Raw genomic sequence first — 22352 nt, 5'->3', positions numbered from 1 at the left:
TCTCCCCCTATTTTCCTTTAAATTCTTGTTGCATCGATTGATAAAGTGCTTTGTCTGTTAAAAGATCATATCCTGTAAAGGCTAGTGATAGTGCACCATTAGCCAAGGTTTGATGCCCCTCTTCTGTTATTGTTTTATCTGCGAAGTCCTGCGTATGGGCGATTAGCCCTTCTTCGCCAAACCCGATATATGGGTGAATTGCTGGTACAACTTGACTAACATTCCCCATATCAATAGATCCATAGCTTTGTTTTGCTGGTAAAGCAGGTCCTTCACTAACTTGCTGTAAGTTTTTGTTGAATGCATCTGACAATGCTTTGTTTGTGATCATATTGTCATAGCTTAGTTCATAATTGGAAATCTCCAAAGTGGCGCCTGTCATGAGCGCTGCGCCTTTTGCGATGTTATGAATTTTTTCTACAACCTCATTTAAATAATCTCTTTCTTTCGCTCTTACGTAAAATTGAGCCACAGCAGAATCGGGTACAACATTTGCTGCCTGTCCTCCCTCGGAAATGATGCCATGAATTCGCACATCGGAAGTAACATGCTCGCGTAAGGCGTTTATTCCGTTAAATAGTTGAATGACACTATCCAAAGCATTTATTCCCTTTTCAGGAGAAGCAGCTGCATGAGAGGCTTTTCCTGAATACGCGAACTGAATAGCGTCCATTGCCAAGGAATCTCCACTTGAGTATGACAGATCACTTGGATGTACGATCATTGCTGCATCAATGTCTGAAAAGATCCCCTCGTCACTCATTGGAACTTTTGCGCCATTCGTTTCCTCAGCAGGTGTTCCAAGTACAACGACACTTCCGCCAATATGGTCAATCTGTTTACTAAGTATTACCGCAGCTCCCACACTCATTGTTCCGATTAAATTATGTCCACAGCCATGGCCAACTCCAGGCAATGCATCATACTCTGCTAAATAAGCTATTTTAGGCCCCGGTTTTTCTCCTTCGTATGTAGCTTTAAATGCTGTGGTTCTTCCAACTAAGCCTGTTTCTACTTGAAAGCCCTGTTTCTCAAGATAGTTTATTAGTAGTTTCATTGATTCGAATTCCTGATCACCCAGCTCAGGGTTATAATATAGATGATCACTCATTTTCTGCAAGTCTTGTTTTATATAATCAAGTTCTTTAGTCAATTCATCTTTCATGTTTATCCCCCGCTGTATGTTTTTGTATATTTATTAATCTATGTGTATATTTATACCATAATAATGTATAAAAATTCAATAGTTTTTCGAAAAAAATATATTTATTTTTATTGAAAACCTTTACAGAGAAGGGGTTTGAGGGTTAAACAATGATTGAGAGTCCTTTTTCCAAAATAAGAATATAGTGAATATTCCATTGAATTTCTATAGTGAAGAGGATTCCTCTAATAGTTTGGTGTAATTACATGCGTAGTCTGTTCTAAAAGGCTATGGGTGTTGAGGAGGAATAGGATTGAATTGTTTTGGCTGTAAACTTGCAAATAAAAAAGAAGACACTTCGACAGTTTATGAGGATGCGTATGTATGCTGTTTTCTCGATCACAGTCTTATAATGAGTGACATGTTTTGATTTTACCTAAGGCTCACTTTCGATTTTTTGATGGACTGGATGAACATACTGCAGCCTCTTTAGTTGAAGCTACAAAAAAAGTCTCTAAAGTGATCAGAGAATTGTACCGTCCTGACGGAATTACTATCTGCCAAAATGGCGTGGCATTTGACGAACTTACGCATTTTCACATGTATGTTGTTCCAAGATATGAAGGACAAAACTTTGCAGAATTCTATAGTGAAGATGAAGCGAATTATATTGAGGATAGAAGCAAATTAGAAGCGACGAAAAGGAAAATGAAGAAAACATTATTGGAATTAACCTAAAAAGAAAAAGTCGAATGATAATCCAAAGCCTTAGCACCAGCTTTAGAACTCATTCGACTTTTAAATTAATTTTAAAAGGTTAACGTTACAACCCCTTTAAGTGCGTCTTCAAAAAGGAGGATAAAAAGGACCAAGGTCGGCTAAAATCGCAACATCCTGGGGCTGCGCTAACTCGCCCCACCGAAAAGATTTATTGCAACACCGACACTAACACGTCCTATGCGTCGAAGTTCGAGGCGGCGCAGCTTTGAGTACCGGGCTTACACAGGATGTGTTGACTTCTGTGTTGTCCACAGGACGTGGACGGTTTTAACAGAAGTTCAGTAGTACCGATGTGTCATTTTTACTGGACTTTTTGAACAACCTCTAATATGCTTTTGCCCAATAAACCATTTCTTTAGCTTCTTTACCACAGCATACGCAAGTATCTGCTACTGTTTCTTGGTCAAACGGAATACAACGTGAAGTAGCGGTTGTTTCTTCCTTGATTTTCTCTTCACACGCAACATCTCCGCACCACATTGCTTTGATGAAGCCTGGTTTTTCTTCTAGCACTTGTTTAAATTCATCCATCGTTTTAGCAATAGACGTTTTTTCTTCACGATGCGTTTGCGCTTTTGTATATAGATTCTGTTGAATTTCTTCCAACAATACAGGTAAGCGTTCTTCTAGTTCACTTAGTGGAATAAATTCTTTTTCGCCTGTATCTCTGCGTGCAAGTACTACTTGCTCTTTTTCAATATCTTTTGGTCCCATTTCAATACGTACAGGGATCCCCTTCATTTCATACTCATTAAATTTCCAGCCAGGCATTTTATCACTAGCATCAATATCAACACGCACAAGTTCCTTCAAGCGATCACGTAAATCGTACGCTTTATCCAATACGCCTTCTTTATGCTGAGCGATTGGAACAATCATAGCCTGTGTTGGTGCAACTCTAGGTGGGATAACGAGTCCACGATTGTCACCATGAACCATGATCAAAGCTCCCATAATTCTAGTGGATAGTCCCCAAGAAGTTTGGTGTACAAATTGGCTCTCTCCATTTTCATCTAAATACGTAATATCAAAAGCTTCTGCAAATCCAGAACCGAAATGATGTGATGTACCTGATTGCAGGGCTTTTCCATCATGCATCAGCGCTTCAATTGTCAGAGTGTAATTAGCACCTGCAAACTTTTCTTTATCGGTTTTACGTCCTTTTAGTACAGGGATGGCCAGATATTTCTCTGCCATATCAGCATATACTTCAAGCATGCGATTTGTTTCTTGCGCTGCATCCTCATCTGTAGCATGCGCCGTATGCCCTTCCTGCCAATGGAATTCAGACGAGCGCAAAAATGGTCTCGTAGTTTTTTCCCAGCGCACTACATTTGTCCATTGATTGTAAAGCTTTGGCAAATCTCGATAAGAATGAATATTTTTTGAGTAATAATCACAGAAAAGTACTTCCGAAGTTGGGCGGACAGCGATACGCTCTTGCAGTTTTTCCTCGCCACCATGAGTTACCCATGCAACTTCCGGTGCAAATCCTTCTACATGGTCCTTTTCTTTTTGCAACAGACTTTCTGGAATAAAGAGTGGGAACGCGACATTAGAATGTCCTGTCTCTTTAAACTTTTTGTCCAGCTCATCTCGCACATTTTCCCAAATAGCGTAACCATAGGGTTTGATAATCATTGTGCCGCGAACTTGGCCATAATCAACCAAGTCTGCCTGTTTCACAACATCTGTATACCATTGCGCGAAATCATCTTCCATCGCTGTTATTTTTTCCACAAACTGTTTGTTCTTTTTACCCAAGCCTAACACCTCTTTATATAAAGATATTTTAAATATTGAACACAAAAAACCCTCCATCCGAAAAGGGACCGAGGCTATGGTGGTACCACCCTTGTTTGCATCCATACTACTGATGCACACTTAAATGTATAACGGCATGACCCGCGCTCATTTTACGGTTTAAACCTTCCAATGGCGAACTCAGGAGGCAGGTTCTAATTCGTGTCAGTAGGAATTCACAGCGCCATTCCCTCTCTTGTACAGACAAACAAATTATACTAATCCTCGTCAACGTTTCGTATATATCCCTAAATATAAAGGGATATGTTTGTAAAGTCAAGGTGAGAAGATACTCTCTTCTCACCCCTTCACATTCAGGAGTTTAATGTTCGAGAGGGAGTTTCTTTTTCATATAAGGAAAAAGAGTCACCTTCCGCATGCCCCTGTCCCATATAATTGAACCCTACGTGCTTATAAAAGTCATTCAAAACAGCATTATCCGCGATACAGTCGAGTCGAAGCGTTGCCTCCCCTTGTAAATTTTCATCAAGCCACAACAGAAGATCTTTTCCTATTCCTCTTCCAGTATAGTGGTTATGTACGGCAAGGCGATGAATGTAATAAGCATTATCTTCTCTCGCTCCCCAAAGTTGAGCATCCCAATCGTTTTGTTTATTGGTGAGATTAAAAGTAGCAACAAGTCTTTCACCATCTGTCACGATATAGGTAACACCGCGTTTAATGGAATTAATAATCTCCGCATCTTCTCCACCATCAAGTAAGAACTCCCATTGATTTAATCCATTCTCTTGCAAGCGAGTGGCAACACCTTTTAGTAATTCTATTACTGCTGCCGCATCAGAGGGAGCGGCTTGCTTTACCGTAAAAGAGTTAAACTGTTCCTTTAAAAATAATGATTCCATCTCTATTCTTCCTCCTATATGGGACAAACTTTTCTATATAACACTTGCTCCAAGAGTATTTTCAAAATGACCAAGCGCCCATTCATGGCCAGCTTGATTAAAGCTAGCGACCGCATCCTTATGAACTACGATCTTGAACCCTTTGTTATAGGCATCTACAGCTGTATGCAACACACAAATGTCTGTACATACTCCAATAATATGTACTTCCTCAATGTTCCGCTCACGAAGTTTTAGTTCCAAATCGGTTCCTGCAAAGGCACTATACCTTGTTTTATCACGATAATAAACATTCTCTTTATTCTTATATTGCTCATAAAGATTGGCTAAACTTCCATAAAGATTCCTGCCAGAGGTTCCTATAATATTATGTGGCGGAAAAAGCTTGGCTTCAGGATGTAATGCGTCTCCTTCATGATGGGCGTCAATTGCTAGCACAACATAATCTCCCGCCGTAATAAACTCTTCTGTTAAGCTTACGATGTTATCCTCTATAGCTTGACCCGGTTCGCCGCATGTTAACTTCCCATCCTCTGCGACGAAATCATATGTGTAATCTACATTAATTAAAGCACGTTTACTCATTTGGCTTCCCCCTGATTAACATGATAGATTTTAATTTTGCTAGCTTCTCCATATTTCCTCTCGGCCGCATGGTAAGTCGGACCAACGATATCCGTATAGGAAAAACCATATTCAATCGCACTCGTTACAAAACTTTTTGCTTTTTTGACAGACTCATAAACAGAAAAACCTTTTGTTAAAAATGCTGTAATGGCTGCGGAATAAGTACAGCCAGCTCCACTTGTATTGGCGGTTTCCATACGCGGGGCTTCAAACAATGTCATATTTTTTCCGTCGAATAGGACATCAATGGCAGGACCGTCCAGTCTCCCCCCTTTTACAAGAACATTTTGACAACCAAGATTATAAAGATCCACCGCTGCCTGCTTTAGTTCCCCCACAGACGTAATACTTCTTCCATCTAATAATAAAGATGCCTCTGGTACGTTCGGTGTAATAATAGTCGCCATTGGAATCATTTTTTCCTTGAGTGCATGAATTGCTTTATCCTCAAGTAGCTTCGAATTCATCTTTCCTACCATTACCGGATCAACAACTAAATAGTTAATGTCTGCTTGTTTCACTAATATAGACACATTCTCTATTATCTCTTCGGAAAAGAGCATCCCTATTTTTACTCCTTCCACACCTACCTGCTCGATAGCAGTTGCAAACTGTGCTTCAATGGCCTCTATTGTCTGGAGATGAACATTTTTCTTTGTCTTGGGATGCCTGGAAACAATCGCTGTAAGTACGCTCATTCCGTAGGTATCTAATTCTTGAAATGTTTTCAAATCTGCCTGAATCCCTGCACTTCCTCCTGCAGCAGATCCGGCAATGGTCATCACTCTAGCTGGTAGTTTCATCGAAAAAATCCTTTCTATCTTACTTTAGAGAGCACCAATATTTAGCGAGAATAATCGGCGCTCTCCGCTTTTCTTTAGAATATCACAACGATTATAAACCAGATAATCATAACGAGCTGTATTACAACTTTGGCGACTGCTCCTCCTAAAAAACCGATTAAGGATCCTACAGATGCAAGCAGCGCTTCCTGTGCTGTTCTCTTTTGAATCATCTCAATAATAAACACAGCAGCAAACGGGATGATAATGATACCAAACGGTGGAATAATAAACGATCCGATGATAACTGCAATCGCCGCTCCCCGCTCTCCCCATTTACTACCACCATATTTTTTCACAAAATAACTATTGGCTATAATATCTGAAACAATAAGCACAACCGTTAAAACAATCATTACCGTCCAAAAAACAGCATTAAGCTCGTTGCTATTTAACACGAAATGATAAAGTAAAAATCCACCCCATATCACAAGCACAGAGGGGACAATTGGGAAAATAATGCCTACAAAACTTAGTATAAACAATACGCTAATAGCGATCCAAATGATAATATCTAGCATAAGTTCCTCCAGTGATTATTTTTTTCGAAACATACTTGAAAGCTTCGTCTCTTCTTTTCTCCATATACGTTTATAATTTTCCATATGTTTCATAATACTCAACAAAGATAAGAACACGACGATCATGGTTGGTTCCACACCGAAAAATAAGTATGTTGTCACTAGAAATGACAGGTACATAAACAGTACCCCAACAACAAGGTAATCTGTCGTAAAAGTAAATAGAAATAATATAGCAATCCCTATCACGGCAATTTTCCAATCAATCGCCAGTAGCCCACCAACAAGGCTGGCTGTCCCTTTTCCTCCACTAAATTTCATCGTGATAGGATAGTTATGCCCTACAATTACAAAGAGTGCCGTGACATAAACAAGTAAAATCTGAGCATCGCCATTAACACCGCTCTCTCTTATGATAAATAAAGCTAGCATTATTGCTGCTGTTGCTTTAAAAATATCAATTAATGCAACAAGAATACCGTATTTCCAACCAAGTAAAATTGTTGTGTTGGAAGCCCCAGCATTCTTAACACCACTATTTTTTATATCGACTTTCTTCATCCTGCTAACCACCTGGGAACCGTGGATACAACCGAAAATATAACCCAGTAAACTAACAATAAAGGTTAACATACGCAATCCTCCTTTATACCGGTGCAACCGTCCGTAAAACCCCACTTTTATAACTTAAAGTGAAACCGTAATGTTTAAGTGGTAGTAATAGACGCTAACACCACGATTCGCTAACTAACAATCAGTCGGGAAGGACGACCCCCCCCACTGATTGAAGTTTCACTTTATTGGCCTTATTATAACGTAAATAATATAAAGAAAGAACATGAAATTTGCTCAATAATCCTCCCTCGCCAACAGCATAATGCCCTCTTTATTTGTTAGAATAAGATAAGAACTAGAAATATAGGTTGAGGGGAATAACAGCATGCGGCAGACATCTAGCATACTTAGTACGTGGCTTATCATTATCCTATTCTTCGTATTGCTTTTTACATTATATAACCAACAAAACAAAAAATATGATGACAAAGGAAAGGATGCATCCATTCCAACAGAGCTTCATCCTATCGTAGAAGAGCATAAAAACAAGCTAGTGAAAGAGGCTGAGAATATAGGTATAGAATTGATTATCACGGAAACCATTCGAACCTATGATGAACAGAACGCACTTTATGAACAAGGACGAACGACAGAGGGAAACATTGTTACACACGCACAAGGAGGAGAATCCTATCATAATTATGGCTTGGCCATTGATTATGCCCTCTCCGATCAGGATGGGAACCTTATCTGGGACCTTAACTATGACGGAAATGGAAACGGTGACTCTGACTGGTTCGAGGTTGCAGATATAGCAAAGGATCTCGGCTTTGAATGGGGTGGGGATTGGGAGAACTTCAAAGATTATCCGCACCTTCAAATGACGTTTGGCCTTTCAATAAGAGATCTTCAGAACGGGTTAAGACCAAAGATTGAACAGGGAGTCGAGGAAGTAGACAATTAATCCAGTGAGGATTATAATAAAATTATCTTGAATTCAAACTATTTTCCGAGTAAATATCATACACAATTGATCGAAGGAGGAAAACATATGGAACTGAAAGGTATCCACCACGTCTCAGCATTAACGGCAAACGCAGCAGACAACTACTCTTTTTATACAGAAGTTCTTGGAATGCGCCTTGTTAAAAAGACGGTAAACCAGGATGATACTTCCGTGTACCATTTATTTTATGCAGATGAGATAGGCAACCCTGGTACTGATTTGACGTTTTTTGAAATACCACGTGCAGGTACGACCTATCCTGGTGTCAGCAGTATCTCTGCAACATCTCTACGTGTTAAGGATAACAATGCTCTACAATACTGGAAGCAACGTTTCATCGAGTATAAGGTTGACCATGATGAAATCATTACTGTGGGTGGCCGAAAAATTGTCTCTTTCCGAGACCCAGAAGGCCAGAGGCTTAAGTTAATATCAGATGAAACAAACAATGGTGTAAAAGGTGGTACCCCATGGAAAAAGGGGCCAGTTCCCGTTGAAAATGCCATCATCGGACTTGGACCAAGTCATCTCACTGTTAATGATCCAGATCCAACCATAAAGGTGCTGACAGAGGTTCTCTCCTTTAAGGAGATCGATCGTTACCCTTCCTTAGTTCAAGGTCAACAGGATGTACGTGTCTTTTCAACTGGCGAAGGTGGCACTGGTGCAGAGGTTCATTTGGAAACAAGATCCGACCTCCCAAGAGAACGACCTGGAAGAGGGAGTGTCCATCATGTGGCATTCCGTGTAGATAACGAAGAGGAATTACAGTATTGGAAGGAACGCTTGCAAAGTGCCAGACTTCCCAACTCTGGATTAGTGGAACGTTATTACTTTAAATCACTTTATTTCAGAGAGCCAAATGGTATTCTTTTTGAACTAGCTACAGACGGTCCTGGCTTCACAACCGACGAAGATCCAGAACACCTAGGCGAATCGCTGGCATTGCCACCATATTTCGAACAAGATAGGGAACGTATTGAAGCTAGATTAAAACCACTTGATACAAAAAGAGGCTAAGGTATTTATATTCGCCTTTGAACTTTATAGAAAAAAGGAGGTCGAGCGATTTTAAATTTATCGCTCGACCTTTTACTTATCGTCCCTTATTACTCTCCTGGAAATAGGATATTGTGTTGTTTTCTTGCTTCGGACGTCCATTTTGCAACCTGCCTGCTACGTTCTAGTCCTGCCGCGTGTTCCTCAAGGTTTTGTTCCTTAACCATCTTAACGAAGGCTTGGGCTTCATAAATCATGTCTAATTGCTCTTGCTTTTCAGCTAATTCTGTTGTCTCTTTTGTTTTTCTATCATAAAAGGACAGCTGTTCGATTGGTGCCACATGATCCATTCTTAAGGCACCATCTTCCCCATGAATTTCAGATGGTGCGGTCCCTTGGGCTATTTTTGAACAGAGGATGGTGACAACAAATTCGTTATAGTTTAGCACAAGGGTGCCACTTCCATCCGTCCCGTTTGACAGCAGGACAGGAAAATAGTTAATGTTATTCGGTTCGCCAAACAAGTCTAGTGCCAAACTTAGTGGGTAAACGCCTAGGTCCATTATTGCGCCACCAGCAAACTCTTTGGAAAACACATTAGGTGCTTTTCCCTCTTTAAAGGCATCATATTTAGAAGAATACTGTACATATTGCAGCATCACACTGCGAATCTGACCAACTTGAGTCAACTTATCTTTTAACTTCTTATAGTTAGGGGAATAAAGATGACGGAATCCTTCAAATACAAAGACGCCCTTTTCCTTTGCTGTCTCCTGTACATGATTCCACTGTGATTCATTCAAGACCATTGGTTTTTCACAAAACACATGTTTGCCATTATCCATACACATAATCATATGCTCATAATGCATTCTATTCGGTGAAGCAATATAAATAAAATCTGATTCTTCGTCCTGTAGCATAGCTTCCAAATTAGAAAACCACTGCTTCGCTCCATTTTTCTCCGCGAATGCTTTAGCACTTTCCTCTGTTCTAGAATAAACAGCATGTAGTTCAGCAGATCCTGATTGTTTCGCTGCGGCTATAAAGGATTCTGTTATCCAGCTTGTACCTATTGTTGAAAATTTCATTTTTATCATTTCTCCTCTTCTTTTTCTTCCTTGTTATCTTCTTTGTTGCTGTCCTCACCAGGTAGTGGATCAACTTCATGTTTGTATGCATACCCTTTTGAAATGGTAAACAGCGATAAAAGCAAAACAATTGCCACTACAGCGACCATCACAATAATAACAATAGTATATGTAGACAAATTGCTTCCTCCATTTCTAGGCCTTTTCAAATGGCTTGATGATTCCGTAAATAGCTTTTGTGTAAGGCAGATTAATACCTGTCTTTTCAGCTAACCGGATTGCGCCACCATGTAAATGTTCTAGCTCAAGATGAAGACCTTTTCTTCGGTCTTGGTGCATTGAGGAGGTTGCTTCAGCCTGAAGTGTGATCAATTTCTTTTCCGCCTCTTTAATATGCTCATCTTTTAATTCTGCTCCATATGCATTTGCCAGCTGCTTCATTTCTTTCAGCAATTCTTTGGCAATCTGAAACGTCTCCGGTTGTTCTCTTATTTCTCCAATAGCAAGATTCGTAGCCGTAGTAATGCCAGAAAAGGCATTGATAAATGAATATTTCTTCCAAAGTTCCTCAAGGATATTCTCGCTATTTATAGCATGAAAGTTTGCCTTAGTAAACAGAGCTTGCAGGTTTTCGCATATTTCTGTTTGCTCCGTATATAGCGGACCAAAAATAAGGTCATGAAAGTCACTTGAATGGATCACATGGCCCTTATTATCCAATGTTGCGATAATAAAAGACAAGCCTCCGAGTACAGCTTTGTTCCCTAAATGCTTTTGTAGAAGTTCAATATGTTCTATTCCATTTAAAACAGGAAGCACATAAGCGCCTTTATTGGAAAGCACTTTTAGTGGCTCAAGGACCCCATCTAAGTGATATCCTTTTACGCCTGCTAATACAAGGTCTGCTTCAGGAATATCATTTGGATCGGTCGTTACATTCGGGTTTTCAATAGTATAATCACCTTGTTTGCTCGAAATTCGCAAACCTTGCTCCTTCAGTTGGACTGCTCTCTTTTCTCGCACCAAGAAGGTTACTTCTGCCCCTGCCTCGTGTAATCGAGCTCCAAAATATCCACCCAATGCTCCGGCTCCCACTATCACAACTTTCATAAGTATTCCCCCTTTGTTTAATCTTGTTCCACTCTTTCTATCGTACCTTGTCCTTAACTGTATTGTCTAGAATAGCTTTATAAATCAATGTCTTCATTTTTAACCAAATGTTGGGAAAATGGTAGCATACGGAACAATACACTAGTATATTTCTGTCTCTGACACTCTAACTTACTTATTTGCACTATACGCCAGTTAATTATAAATAATCAAAATATACTGGGTTTGAAACGTTCTTGTAATACCTTTAACATAATTATATAAGTGCTTTTCATTAAGTCAGCCAATTTTCGGTAATTTTTTTTACATATAAGGGGTGATGTTTTTCCTAGGAGTAAAGTACGCCTTGAATGATTACCTTGTAGATATGGCTTAATAAAAGAAAAGCATGCTTGGAAAATAAAAAATAGGAGGTCAATAGAAACATATGAAGAAAATTATACTTACTAGTTTATTAGGTTTAATATTAATCGCTCTGGCTGCCTGCGGCTCAGAAGATGAAGGTGCAAATGGGGATGGTGGTGACAGCGAAAGTAATGGCGGAAAACTGGAAGAATTACAAGAAGCAGGAACAGTTACAATTGGATTTGCCAATGAAGAGCCCTACGCTTATGAAGAAGATGGGGAACTAAAAGGAGCAGCAGTAGATATTGCAGCTGCTGTCTTTGCGGAGCTAGGTATTGATAACATGAAATCACAGCTTTCTAATTTCGATTCTCTTATTCCTGGACTGCAAGCAAATCAATTTGATGTCGTGACAGCTGGAATGGCTATTACTCCAGACCGTTGTGAACAGGCAGCCTTTGGCGAACCGGAAATGGTGTATGGTGAGGGCTTGGTCGTACAGGCTGGAAATCCACTTAATATTCAAAGCTACCAGGACATCGCCGACAACCCGGACATCCGAGTAACTGTAATGTCTGGTGCAACAGAAGTGGGTTATCTTGAAAGTGTAGGAGTTAGTGATGATCAAGTAACACCTGCCGATGATATTCCAGCAACATTCTCTGCCATCCAAGCGGATAGAGCTGATGTTACAACTGCCACAGAAATGACACTTCGCATGGCGGTGGAAACAGCTGGCGATGATCTTGAGTTTGTTGATAATTTCGAGCAGCCTGATATCGAAGGGGTACCAAGCTATGGGGCAGCTGCATTCTCTAAGGATAATACCGAGTTAAGAGATGCGTATAATGAAAAACTTAAAGAACTGAAAGAAGATGGAACTGTTGCCGAGTTGCTTGAAGCAAATGGGTTTGACCCGGAGAGCAACATGGCTGAAGCCGGAGAAATCACAACTGAATCAGTTTGCAGCGGAGAAAATTACTAATCATAACAAAAAATAAAAACTGCCTTATTCCTTTAAATGGATAAAGTGAACCTTCAATCAGTGGGGTTTTCATTCTTCCCCACTGATTGTTAGTTGAACGAATCGGGGTGTTAGCGTCCGTTTACTCCCACTAAAAACTCACGGTTTCACTTCATGTTTTGAAGTGGAGTCTTACGGACGGTTGCACCGGGATAAACTGAGCGTTTCACATCTTCTAGATGACGAGACTCCATAGGGCCTTCCTCCCGCCAAAGGGGGGCAGGTCCTATGTTTTTCTGTGTTGACTACTATGAAAAGGAGTGATTCCAATTAGTGTATTTACAGATATATTCCCCTACCTTATGCGTGGGATTAATATAACTATCTCTGTCCTTATCGCCTCCGCGATTTTAGGTTACCTGATGGCATTTATAGCAGGTCTTTGCCGTCTATCTTCAAATGTATTCATACGCAAGGCTACCGGATTCTATATTGAATTATTTCGTGGCACCTCATTAATCGTTCAATTATTTTGGCTTTACTATGCTGTTCCCATGCTTTTTGACATTCAGCTTGGCAGCAATTGGCTTGTTGGGGTTATTGCCATTGCGCTGAATTATGGTGCCTATATGTCAGAAATTGTAAGGGGATCTATTCTTTCTGTGGCCAAGGGTCAGACTGAAGCTGCCACAGCACTCAATATGTCTAGCTTTCAGCGTATGCGGCTGATTATTTTGCCACAGGCAGTGCGCATGATGCTACCAGAGTTCGGAAATTATTTAATTCAAATGCTAAAAGCAACTTCCTTAGTTTACTTAATTGGCATGAACGATATATTATACTACGGAAACATTCTGCGAAGTAATGATTTGTCACAAGCTCCAACCGTGTACTTACTTCTTCTAGTATTCTACTTTATTCTAGCGTTGCCAATTATCTGGCTAACGCGCAAAGCAGAAGTTATTTCCAAGAAAGGAGTGGCTAGCTAATGGATAATTGGAGTTGGGAGATATTTTTTGACGCCTTCCCTGTTGTACTAGAAGGGCTCGGCATTACCGTTGGACTAACATTAGCCTGCTACTTATTTTCACTCATATTCGGCTTTGTGTGGACCTTTTTACGAAGAGTACCGTTTAAGCCTTTGAATTGGATTGTGACATGGGTAATGGAATTTATTCGTTCTACCCCACCTTTGGTACAATTATTCTTTATTTACTTTGCATGGCCAATGGTTCCTGTCGTAGGGATGACTCTGTCGCCATTTACTAGTGCAGTACTCGGCCTTGGACTTCACTTCAGTACCTACATCGGAGAAGTATACCGATCTGGAATTGAAGGAGTTGATAAGGGACAGTGGGAAGCTTCACAAGCTCTAAATCTCTCTACAAGGCAAAAGTGGTTAAAGATTATTTTGCCACAGGCAATCCCTCCAACCATTCCCATGCTTGGAAACTACTTAATTATTATGTTTAAAGAAGTTCCACTTGCCTCCACGATTGGCGTAGTAGGAATCCTTCATATGGCGAATAGTTATGGCGCACAATATTGGGCATATTTGGAGCCTTTAACAATTGTTGCGATTTTATTCTTAGTTTTAAGCTATCCTTCTGCTATTCTAATAAGTAAGCTAGAAAAAAGGATGAATCGACGGTTTGATAAAAAAGAGACATTAAATAGTAGTAAAGGAGCGACAACTTAAATGACAGAGCCAATTGTAACATTTCAGGATGTGCACAAATCCTTTGGGGATGTAGAAGTATTAAAAGGGATTAATCTTGATATTAAGCCCGCTGAAAAAGTAGCGGTAATTGGACCAAGTGGTTCAGGGAAAACTACCATTATCCGCATGTTAATGACATTGGAAAAACCAACTTCCGGTGATATTATCGTCGACGGGAAAAACCTATGGAAGATGGATAAGAATGGACAGCTTGTTGATGCGAATGAAAAGCATTTGCGCGAAGTGCGCGGAGATATCGGCATGGTCTTTCAGCATTTTAACCTTTTTCCACACATGACTATTTTAGAAAACTGTATGACCGCACCAATCCATGTGAAGAAGGAAAATAAACAGACAGCGAAACAACACTCTATCCAGATGCTTGAAAAAGTTGGACTTGGAGATAAATTGGATAATTATCCAAGCCAGCTTTCCGGTGGACAAAAACAGCGAGTTGCCATGGCCCGTGCTTTAGTTATGCGCCCGAAGGTCATGTTGTTTGATGAGGTAACCTCTGCTTTGGATCCAGAGCTTGTCGGAGAAGTACTCGAGGTAATTCGGGACATTGCAAAAGAGGGAGAAATGGCCATGATCCTCGTTACACATGAGATGGATTTTGCTCTAGATGTTGCAGATAAGGTCTTGTTCCTTGATGAAGGTGTTATCGCAGAACAAGGAACAGCAAGTGAAGTTATTGAACATTCCAGTAACGAGCGACTGCAAAGCTTCCTTAAGCGCTTTAGAGCTTAACTCTAGTTAGTTTCATTTAGTAAGAAAAATTTCTTAACATGTAAAAAAGCTTTGGAATCTGCCGTTTAGCAGTCCAAAGCTTTTTTAATAATAAGATGCCCTATTAGCTATGCATCTTCTCCAATAATTTTAACTTCACGTTCTAACTTAACGCCAAACTTTTCATCGACTGTCTTCTGCACGTGATGAATTAAAGCAATATATTCACTCGCTGTCGCTCCATCTTTATTTACAATAAAGCCGGCATGCTTCAGGGATACTTGCGCCCCGCCAATCTGTTTTCCTTGCAAAGCGCTATCTTGGATTAACTTACCTGCAAAATAGCCAGGGGGACGTTTAAATACACTTCCACAGGACGGGTATTCCAATGGCTGTTTTGACTCGCGTTTAAACGTTAAATCATCCATAACTTCCTTAATTTGTTCATATTCGCCTGGTTGAAGTGCAAAGGTTGCTTCAAGTACAATATACTTCTTTTCTGGGATGTTACTTGTGCGATAATCCATCTCTAATTCCTCTACTGGCAGTGTCAGCAAATTACCTTCCGGGTCTACCACTTTTGTACTGACTAGGACATCTTTTATCTCCCCGCCGTAAGCACCAGCATTCATAAACAGCGCACCGCCAACCGAACCAGGTATCCCACAGGCAAATTCAAGTCCGCTTAGCCGACGCTCCAATGCTTCTCTTGATACATCAATAATCCTAGCGCCACTTCCTGCAACAATGGTGTTGGAAGTCGTTTGAATTGAGCTGAGTTTTTTTAGGTTCATGACTATCCCACGGATGCCACCATCTTTTACAATTAGATTGGATCCGTTTCCTAACAACGTAAAAGCTACCATTTCGCTGTTAGCCAGCTTTACGATAGCCTGCACTTCTTCATATGTTTCCGGTGTAACAAGAATGTCCGCTTTTCCACCGAGTCGCGTATACGTATGGTTACTTAACAATTCATCTACCATGACATTTTGCTTGTTCGTTATTTCTATTAGCTTTTCATATATGGGATGATTAATCATCTGTATCATTCCTTTGAAGTTATTCCGCATGCCGTAGCACCTATTTCATTTTAAGTTTTTGAACACGATCTTTCCATAGAAAAGAATGGATAAGTTGGTCGACCTGTTGATTTTCATGCAATCCACTATGCCCAAGACTCTTATCCTCTATCACAATCTCTTCAAGCTGTTCCTTTGGGATGATCTGACGCAAGGATTTAAGGCTTTCTGGCACCGCTACCTTATCCCCTGTACTCCCAATGCTTAAGACACTGATATCTTCAGGGAATGGCCGTTCACGCAACATTTCCAGCGCAGCCGATCCAGGTATAAGATCTGTAGCGGCAGGACCATGGTTTACTTGAAAATAGCCCTCGCTGTAAACACCATCAAATGGACTAGCGATAGCCACAAATTTATCAACCTTCGGATATAGTTCTTTATCATTATATTGTTTCAAGAATTCAAGTGACACTATACCACCCATGGAATGCCCAACTAAATTAACGTTTTCCACATAATAGTGCTGCTTCATATGCTTTAGAACAGAGGCAAACCAGGCAGCACTTTGAGTAAAGCCTGCGCGATTATCTTCGAATACAACTTGGACAAGTGGCGGCTCTGATCTCCCTTTGCTTAAATTGCGTGTACTGATTTCACCCTTGGCAGAAACATAGTAAATTAACGCCCTATTTCCCCAGTTATATTTGTCCTCAAATCGATCAAGCATGAAGCCAAACGAGTTAAAGGTCCCCTTATAGCCATGCAGAAAAACCGTTGGCTTGGTTGTACTAATATCAGGCTTTCGTTCAGATTGATAACCCAATGAGATCATTCCCAACAAGACTATAAAGCCTACAGTTAGCCTTGTAATATTTTTTCGGTTCAAAGAGTATCCCTCATTTTTCACAGTTGTACCCTAAGTATACCATTTTCGCCCTATTTCTGTCCCTGACACACCAAATTATTCGTAAGTTAGATGAATTTCGCGTCCTTTTTGGTAACTCTTTCTAACATCATGCCCTTGTCCCGGTGCAACCGTCCGTAAGACTCCCACTTCAAAACATGAAGAGAAACAGTTAGTTTTTAGTGGGAGTAAACGGACGCTAACGATTCGTTCAACTAAAAATCAGTGGGGGAAGAATGAAAACCCCGACTGATTGAAGTTTCACTTTATTAAAACAACTGCTCAATCGCGTGAAAGGTTGGCTTCTGATCGGAATAAGTAGCAATATTGGAAAAGCCAATTGATTGGAGCAACTCTAAAGCATCCCTAAATCCGTAAGCAACCGTTGTTTCCATATGAGAGTCAGAGCCTAAAGTAATGATTTCTCCCCCACACTCCTTATAAAGTTTTAATATATCTGTGCTTGGCATTCCATTGTTCAGCCCATAACGAAACCCTGATGTGTTTAATTCAATCCCTTTTCCGTCTGCAATAATTCTCTTGAAAATTTGTTCATATAAATCGTGAAAATCAAGCTTACTCTTTTGCTCTGTATACCTTTTGACCAAGTCAATGTGACCCAACACGTTATAGTCCTGAAAATGGGTTATACAATCGAGCAACTCTTCATAGTAAATCTGATATGCCTCTTCCACCGTTTTACCAGCAAAGAAACTCCCTGAATGAAGGTCTTTTTGCTCAGACGTATGCATGGAACAAATAATAAAGTCAAAGCGGTTCGCTGCAATAAGTTCTTCATAGCGGGAAAGAAGATGTGGTTCGACCCCAATTTCCACACCTTTCTTAATACTAATGCTTTCCCCGTAATTCTGTTTCATTTCCTTTAACTTTTTCTCATATTGATTGAGATCAAGCTCAAATGAAATAGTTGGATCAGGGTAGTCGAAATCAACATGCTCGGTAAAACAAATTTCCTTAAGCCCCTTATCAATCGCAGATTCGATCGTTTTCTCCATTGGCGTAGAGCAATCAGCCGAGAAATTGCTGTGTATATGGTAATCAAACATTAAAACCTTCTCCTTTTGGTTGACTTTTCTAACTATACTACTTACAATACTATATAACTTTACTAAGATAAAGCGATAAAGCAATAAAGGATATAAAATATTTTGATTTATCAAGAAAGACGGAGAGCGCACGTATTAAGGAAGGCCGACTAAGTTCGATCCGTCCTGGGTCAACGTCGGCATGACCCGGATCCTCCGGGCCCACGTACGAACTGGGACTGCGGTTACTCGTCCCACCGAAGAACTTTTGCGCCTGGCCATGCCAGGTGTCTCCGTGTTGCCACGCAAAGTGGCGATTTTAATGGAGCATTTCTACGTAGGAGATTAGATGAACATGATTTTAAAGAATGTTAAAAATCATAGTGAATCTTATGCTTGGAAAGTGAAAAGGAATCAAGATGAGGTACGAATCGATGATGACTTATTGAAAAGAGCAAAGGGAAGTCGCCTAGTTTTTGCCACTCGAAGTTAGACAAAGAAAGGAGTATTGTCATGTCATCCTATCAAATTGGTTCAGCGAAAGCGGAATATAATGCAGATGGATTTAAACGAAGAGAAACCTTGATCACCCAATTTAAAAATCGTTTTTCTACTTACGGATATGAACAAATTAGGACATCTACTTTTGAATCCTATGATCTTTATTCAAAGCTTAATGGTACTGTAAACAAAGACGATATGGTAAAGGTTATTGATTCTTCCGGAAAGGTTCTTGTTATGAGGCCGGATGTTACCATTCCCATAACGCGAATGGTTGCCGAAGGTGGGATGCCGGAAGAAGAGTTGCGTTACTTTTACATTCAAGATGTTTTTAGAAGTACAGCCAGCACTGGTACAAAGGAAAGTACGCAGGCTGGGGTCGAATGCTTGGGTAATAACCGGCCTGAAACAGATGCCGAGGTAATTATGCTTGCGATTCATAATTTAAAGGAATTAGGGTTCTCCAACTTTAAAATAGAAATAGGCCATGCTGGATTCTTTAAATCATTAATTGCTCCAGCAGGATTGAACCCTTCGGAAATAGAACAGCTACAATCGTTGATTCAGTCAAAAAACATTGTAGAAATGGTACCATTTCTTGAACAATTATCTTTAACAGAAGATCTGCGCGAAGCCATGCAAGCTATTCCCATGCTCTACGGGACACCGCGGGAAGTCATGCAACAGATTTCAGATAAGCTATTAAATGAAGAGATGCATAAAAATCTTAATAACCTATCAGAGATTGTGGATATATTAGAAGATTACGAGGTTGGAGAACATATCGTCTTAAATCTTGGACTAATCAACAACATGAATTATTACTCAGATATCATTTTCCAAGGATTTGTTGAACAGGTCGGACACCCCCTTCTCATGGGAGGTCGCTACAATCATTTAGGAGACCAATACGGTGTTCACCTGCCTGCTATTGGATTTGCTATGGAAGTGGATTTACTACAGGAAGCGCTAGTGCAAAAAGGCCAGATAAGTGAAGTAACGATGGTGCCACAGCTTATCATGACCTATGAAAAGAGCAAGCAGAAGGAAGCATTCCAAACCGCACAGTTTCTACGCGAGGATGGTTTTACCGTTCGCATTTTTCCTGAATCATCTGCGGTTACCCAAAAGCCTATAGACATAAAAATCACTCTCAGTGAATCTGTAAATACGATAACAACTGAAGAAGACACACAAACATTTCGTAACTACCAAGCACTTTTAGACATTCTGAAGCAAAACGGAGGTAAGTAAGATGTCCAACATAACTCTTGCACTAGCAAAGGGCAGAACCGCCGATAGCACGATTCATTTATTAAAGAAAATAGGTATTCAGTTTCAGGACTTTCATGAAGATACGCGTAAGCTTGTTTTTCTAAGTGAGGATGCTTCGATAAAGTTAATTTTTGTTAAGGCCGTTGATGTCCCAACTTATGTTGAAAAAGGGGCGGCAGACATTGGCATCGCAGGAAAAGACAACATTCTAGAATCACAGGCAGATGTCTATGAATTACTAGATTTGAAAATAGGACAGTGTAAATTTGTTGTCGCTGGAAGAGCAGGTGACTTTCCCCCTTCCAAGCAACGCCTAACAGTGGCTTCAAAATATCCCAATATCACCGAACAACATTTTCAAAAAAAAGGATTGGATGTGGAGACTGTCAAGCTAAATGGATCTGTTGAGCTTGCTCCCCTAATCGGATTAGCTGACGTCATAGTAGACATTGTGGAAACAGGAAATACGTTAAAAGAAAATGGATTGGAAGTCTTTGAGGACGTTGAAAATATTAGCACAAGGCTGATTGTGAATAAAGCGAGCTTCGCCACAAAATCAAATGATATTCAGCTATTCATCAAGAGACTTACAGTAGGACTGGAGGAAGAATATGAGAATCATAACGGCTGACTCATACCTTGAAGAAGAACGTAACACAACTACCTTGGAACAAGATAATCAAAACCTTGATAAAACTGTACTAGAAATCATTCAAAAGGTGAGACAAACAGGAGACCAATCATTATACGATTATACCGAAGCATTTGATGGCGTAAAGCTTACAGAGTTGCTCGTATCAGAGGAGGAATTTACAGAGGCAGCAGAACTTGTTGATGGTAATTTTATAAATTCCTTGAGGCAAGCAAAACAAAACATTGAGGAATTCCATCAAAAGCAGCTCGAAAAGTCTTGGTTCTTTCATAAGTCATCAGGCATAACACTCGGCCAAATGATTACACCCATAGGTCGAGCTGGCATTTATATCCCTGGTGGAAAGGCTGCCTACCCTTCCTCTGTACTAATGAACGTGATTCCAGCAAAATTAGCTCAAGTAGAGGAAATCGCTATTGTGACACCACCACAGAAAGATGGAAAGGTAAATCCTTATGTGCTTACAGCAGCAAGGGAAGTGGGCGTAGATACTGTATACAAAATCGGTGGCGCTCAAGCAATAGCCGCATTAGCTTATGGTACAGAGACAGTTTCTAAGGTAGATAAAATCGTAGGACCTGGGAATGCTTTTGTCGCCAGGGCAAAGAAGTGGGTATTTGGTGATGTAGCCATTGACATGATTGCAGGACCAAGCGAAATATGTGTAGCAGCAGATGGTTCCGCCCCTACAGCATATATTGCCGCAGACCTGCTCTCACAGGCCGAGCATGATGAGCGTGCTCGTACCTTTTTCATTACAAACAGTACCACGTTAGCTGAAAAAGTTAGAAATGAGATGTACATCCAACTAGAAATGTTAGAAAGAAAAGACATTATAAAAGCTTCCTTACAAGATTTTGGACGTATTATTATCACAAAGAATGAACAAGAAACATTCGACCTTATCAACCAAATAGCACCTGAGCATTTAGAACTGATGATGGAGAATGCTTCTGACAAATTGCCATTTGTAAAAAATGCAGGAGCTATTTTCCTTGGCAATTATTCTCCAGAACCGCTTGGTGACTATTTTGCAGGACCCAATCATACCTTGCCAACGAGTGGAACGGCAGCCTTCTCCTCCCCTCTAGGTGTCTATGATTTTATGAAAAAATCAAGTATCATCCAGTACTCACAAGAGGCTTTACTAAAAGCATCTGAACCGATAATTCACTTAGCGGAAACAGAAGGGCTAACTGCTCATGCCAACGCAATTTATCAAAGAAGGGATGGGAAAAATGCGCAAAAGTAATGTTACACGAAAGACAGCCGAAACGGACATAACGTTAGACCTTTCAATCGACGGAGAAGGGAACTCCGCTATCCAGACAGGGATTGGCTTTTTTGACCATATGCTTATTCTATTAAGCAAGCACGGGCTATTTGATTTAGAGATTACATGTGATGGTGATTTGGAAGTGGACCAGCACCATTCTGTAGAGGACATTGGCATCGCGCTAGGTCAAGCCTTTCGAGAAGCACTTGGAAGCAAAGAAGGAATAACACGATATGCCACCGTTTCTAGCCCTATGGATGAAGCATTATCTAGCATATCTCTTGATATAAGTGGCCGGTCCTATCTGGTATTTCACGTAGAAGGATTAAAGGATAAGGTTGGAAGTTTTGATACAGAGTTAGTAGAAGAGTTCTTTCAAGCTTTTGCAAGCAATGCAAAAGTGACACTCCATATTAACCTGTTGTATGGAAAAAACTCTCACCATATCATTGAGTCTATTTTTAAAGGCGTAGGTCGGGCCCTCGATTTAGCAAGTCAACAAAATAGCAGGATAAAAGGTGTTCCATCGACAAAAGGGACTCTTTAGTAGATTACATGTAAAGAATGTGCACAA

The 22352-nt window shown here is 40.2% G+C and carries 24 protein-coding genes and 1 other annotated feature; of the genes, 11 read left to right on the top strand and 13 right to left on the bottom strand.

What is annotated here, in order from left to right; translation table 11 throughout:
• Window positions 1-7 precede the first annotated feature (7 nt).
• On the bottom strand, window positions 8-1165 hold the full coding sequence (locus K3T81_RS09210) for a M20 family metallopeptidase (RefSeq protein WP_238019532.1): 1158 nt from the start codon (window positions 1163-1165) through the stop codon (window positions 8-10).
• Window positions 1166-1570: 405 nt separating this feature from the next.
• Between K3T81_RS09210 and K3T81_RS09205 the strand changes: the two genes are divergently transcribed.
• Window positions 1571-1882 (top strand): HIT family protein, encoded by a 312-nt coding sequence (locus K3T81_RS09205; protein WP_238019530.1) that lies wholly within the window; start codon window positions 1571-1573, stop codon window positions 1880-1882.
• A 366-nt stretch (window positions 1883-2248) separates the two neighbouring features.
• On the opposite strand, the gene proS is transcribed toward K3T81_RS09205, so the two are convergent.
• The 6 genes from proS to K3T81_RS09175 form a co-directional block, all read right to left on the bottom strand.
• Complete coding sequence (proS, locus tag K3T81_RS09200; RefSeq protein WP_238019528.1) at window positions 2249-3688, bottom strand: proline--tRNA ligase; 1440 nt, start codon at window positions 3686-3688, stop codon at window positions 2249-2251.
• Between the two features lie 60 nt (window positions 3689-3748).
• Window positions 3749-3968, bottom strand: a binding site (T-box leader).
• 73 nt (window positions 3969-4041) lie between these two features.
• Entirely contained in the window at window positions 4042-4590 is a 549-nt protein-coding gene (locus tag K3T81_RS09195; RefSeq protein ID WP_238019526.1) for a GNAT family N-acetyltransferase, read from the bottom strand.
• Window positions 4591-4623: 33 nt separating this feature from the next.
• Window positions 4624-5175, bottom strand: coding sequence for a cysteine hydrolase family protein (locus tag K3T81_RS09190; protein WP_238019524.1), 552 nt, complete (start codon window positions 5173-5175; stop codon window positions 4624-4626).
• The gene (thiD, locus tag K3T81_RS09185) at window positions 5172-6020 is read right to left on the bottom strand and encodes a bifunctional hydroxymethylpyrimidine kinase/phosphomethylpyrimidine kinase (protein WP_238019522.1); all 849 of its coding nucleotides are present in this window, start codon (window positions 6018-6020) and stop codon (window positions 5172-5174) included. The genes K3T81_RS09190 and thiD overlap by 4 nt, the downstream gene beginning before the upstream one ends.
• Before the next feature lie 74 nt (window positions 6021-6094).
• A complete protein-coding gene (locus K3T81_RS09180) occupies window positions 6095-6580 on the bottom strand; it encodes a DUF456 domain-containing protein (protein ID WP_106895669.1) in 486 nt (161 codons plus the stop codon).
• 15 nt (window positions 6581-6595) lie between these two features.
• A complete protein-coding gene (locus K3T81_RS09175; RefSeq protein ID WP_036577103.1) occupies window positions 6596-7213 on the bottom strand; it encodes a glycerol-3-phosphate acyltransferase in 618 nt (205 codons plus the stop codon).
• Window positions 7214-7520: 307 nt separating this feature from the next.
• Here K3T81_RS09175 and K3T81_RS09170 point away from each other — a divergent pair, with 307 nt between their 5' ends.
• Complete coding sequence (locus tag K3T81_RS09170; RefSeq protein ID WP_106895667.1) at window positions 7521-8099, top strand: M15 family metallopeptidase; 579 nt, start codon at window positions 7521-7523, stop codon at window positions 8097-8099.
• Between the two features lie 87 nt (window positions 8100-8186).
• Window positions 8187-9161: a ring-cleaving dioxygenase gene (locus K3T81_RS09165; RefSeq protein ID WP_106895666.1), complete on the top strand. Its 975-nt coding sequence runs from the start codon at window positions 8187-8189 to the stop codon at window positions 9159-9161.
• Between the two features lie 89 nt (window positions 9162-9250).
• Here the strand turns inward: K3T81_RS09165 and K3T81_RS09160 are convergent, their stop codons facing one another.
• Genes K3T81_RS09160 through K3T81_RS09150 form a run of 3 tightly spaced genes read right to left on the bottom strand, consistent with a single transcriptional unit; the run spans window position 9251 to window position 11341 of the window.
• On the bottom strand, window positions 9251-10231 hold the full coding sequence (locus K3T81_RS09160) for a Gfo/Idh/MocA family protein (protein WP_238019520.1): 981 nt from the start codon (window positions 10229-10231) through the stop codon (window positions 9251-9253).
• A 5-nt stretch (window positions 10232-10236) separates the two neighbouring features.
• Entirely contained in the window at window positions 10237-10410 is a 174-nt protein-coding gene (ytzI, locus tag K3T81_RS09155; protein ID WP_238019519.1) for a YtzI protein, read from the bottom strand.
• 16 nt (window positions 10411-10426) lie between these two features.
• The gene (locus K3T81_RS09150; protein ID WP_238019518.1) at window positions 10427-11341 is read right to left on the bottom strand and encodes a ketopantoate reductase family protein; all 915 of its coding nucleotides are present in this window, start codon (window positions 11339-11341) and stop codon (window positions 10427-10429) included.
• 427 nt (window positions 11342-11768) lie between these two features.
• Between K3T81_RS09150 and ehuB the strand changes: the two genes are divergently transcribed.
• The 4 genes from ehuB to ehuA all read left to right on the top strand — a co-directional run bounded on the left by ehuB (window position 11769) and on the right by ehuA (window position 15120).
• Window positions 11769-12671, top strand: coding sequence for an ectoine/hydroxyectoine ABC transporter substrate-binding protein EhuB (gene ehuB / locus K3T81_RS09145; protein WP_238019517.1), 903 nt, complete (start codon window positions 11769-11771; stop codon window positions 12669-12671).
• A gap of 341 nt (window positions 12672-13012) precedes the next feature.
• Window positions 13013-13639, top strand: coding sequence for an amino acid ABC transporter permease (locus tag K3T81_RS09140; RefSeq protein WP_238019603.1), 627 nt, complete (start codon window positions 13013-13015; stop codon window positions 13637-13639).
• Window positions 13639-14349, top strand: a complete 711-nt coding sequence (gene ehuD / locus K3T81_RS09135; protein WP_161465409.1) for an ectoine/hydroxyectoine ABC transporter permease subunit EhuD — start codon at window positions 13639-13641, stop codon at window positions 14347-14349. The genes K3T81_RS09140 and ehuD overlap by 1 nt, the downstream gene beginning before the upstream one ends.
• Complete coding sequence (ehuA, locus tag K3T81_RS09130) at window positions 14350-15120, top strand: ectoine/hydroxyectoine ABC transporter ATP-binding protein EhuA (protein WP_036577097.1); 771 nt, start codon at window positions 14350-14352, stop codon at window positions 15118-15120. It abuts the gene before it with no gap.
• A 107-nt stretch (window positions 15121-15227) separates the two neighbouring features.
• On the opposite strand, the gene murB is transcribed toward ehuA, so the two are convergent.
• The 3 genes from murB to K3T81_RS09115 all read right to left on the bottom strand — a co-directional run bounded on the left by murB (window position 15228) and on the right by K3T81_RS09115 (window position 18095).
• On the bottom strand, window positions 15228-16172 hold the full coding sequence (murB, locus tag K3T81_RS09125; protein ID WP_238019516.1) for a UDP-N-acetylmuramate dehydrogenase: 945 nt from the start codon (window positions 16170-16172) through the stop codon (window positions 15228-15230).
• A 10-nt stretch (window positions 16173-16182) separates the two neighbouring features.
• Window positions 16183-17010, bottom strand: coding sequence for an alpha/beta fold hydrolase (locus K3T81_RS09120; RefSeq protein ID WP_238019515.1), 828 nt, complete (start codon window positions 17008-17010; stop codon window positions 16183-16185).
• A gap of 287 nt (window positions 17011-17297) precedes the next feature.
• Window positions 17298-18095: a histidinol-phosphatase HisJ family protein gene (locus K3T81_RS09115; protein WP_238019514.1), complete on the bottom strand. Its 798-nt coding sequence runs from the start codon at window positions 18093-18095 to the stop codon at window positions 17298-17300.
• A gap of 492 nt (window positions 18096-18587) precedes the next feature.
• On the opposite strand from K3T81_RS09115, the gene hisZ reads away from it, so the two are divergent.
• The 4 genes from hisZ to hisB are packed head-to-tail and all read left to right on the top strand — an operon-like array spanning window position 18588 to window position 22325.
• Window positions 18588-19829 (top strand): ATP phosphoribosyltransferase regulatory subunit, encoded by a 1242-nt coding sequence (gene hisZ, locus K3T81_RS09110; protein ID WP_238019513.1) that lies wholly within the window; start codon window positions 18588-18590, stop codon window positions 19827-19829.
• 1 nt (window position 19830) lies between these two features.
• Entirely contained in the window at window positions 19831-20481 is a 651-nt protein-coding gene (gene hisG / locus K3T81_RS09105) for an ATP phosphoribosyltransferase (protein ID WP_036577093.1), read from the top strand.
• Window positions 20462-21754, top strand: a complete 1293-nt coding sequence (gene hisD / locus K3T81_RS09100; RefSeq protein WP_036577092.1) for a histidinol dehydrogenase — start codon at window positions 20462-20464, stop codon at window positions 21752-21754. Before hisG ends, hisD begins: the two co-directional genes overlap by 20 nt.
• A complete protein-coding gene (gene hisB, locus K3T81_RS09095) occupies window positions 21741-22325 on the top strand; it encodes an imidazoleglycerol-phosphate dehydratase HisB (RefSeq protein WP_036577509.1) in 585 nt (194 codons plus the stop codon). Before hisD ends, hisB begins: the two co-directional genes overlap by 14 nt.
• Window positions 22326-22352: the final 27 nt, after the last annotated feature.

The organism is Oceanobacillus jordanicus (assembly GCF_022095695.1).
GTDB lineage: Bacteria > Bacillota > Bacilli > Bacillales > Amphibacillaceae > Oceanobacillus_B > Oceanobacillus_B jordanicus.
Note: the sequence above shows the minus strand (reverse complement) of the source record. Positions and strands in the feature narration are given on the sequence as shown.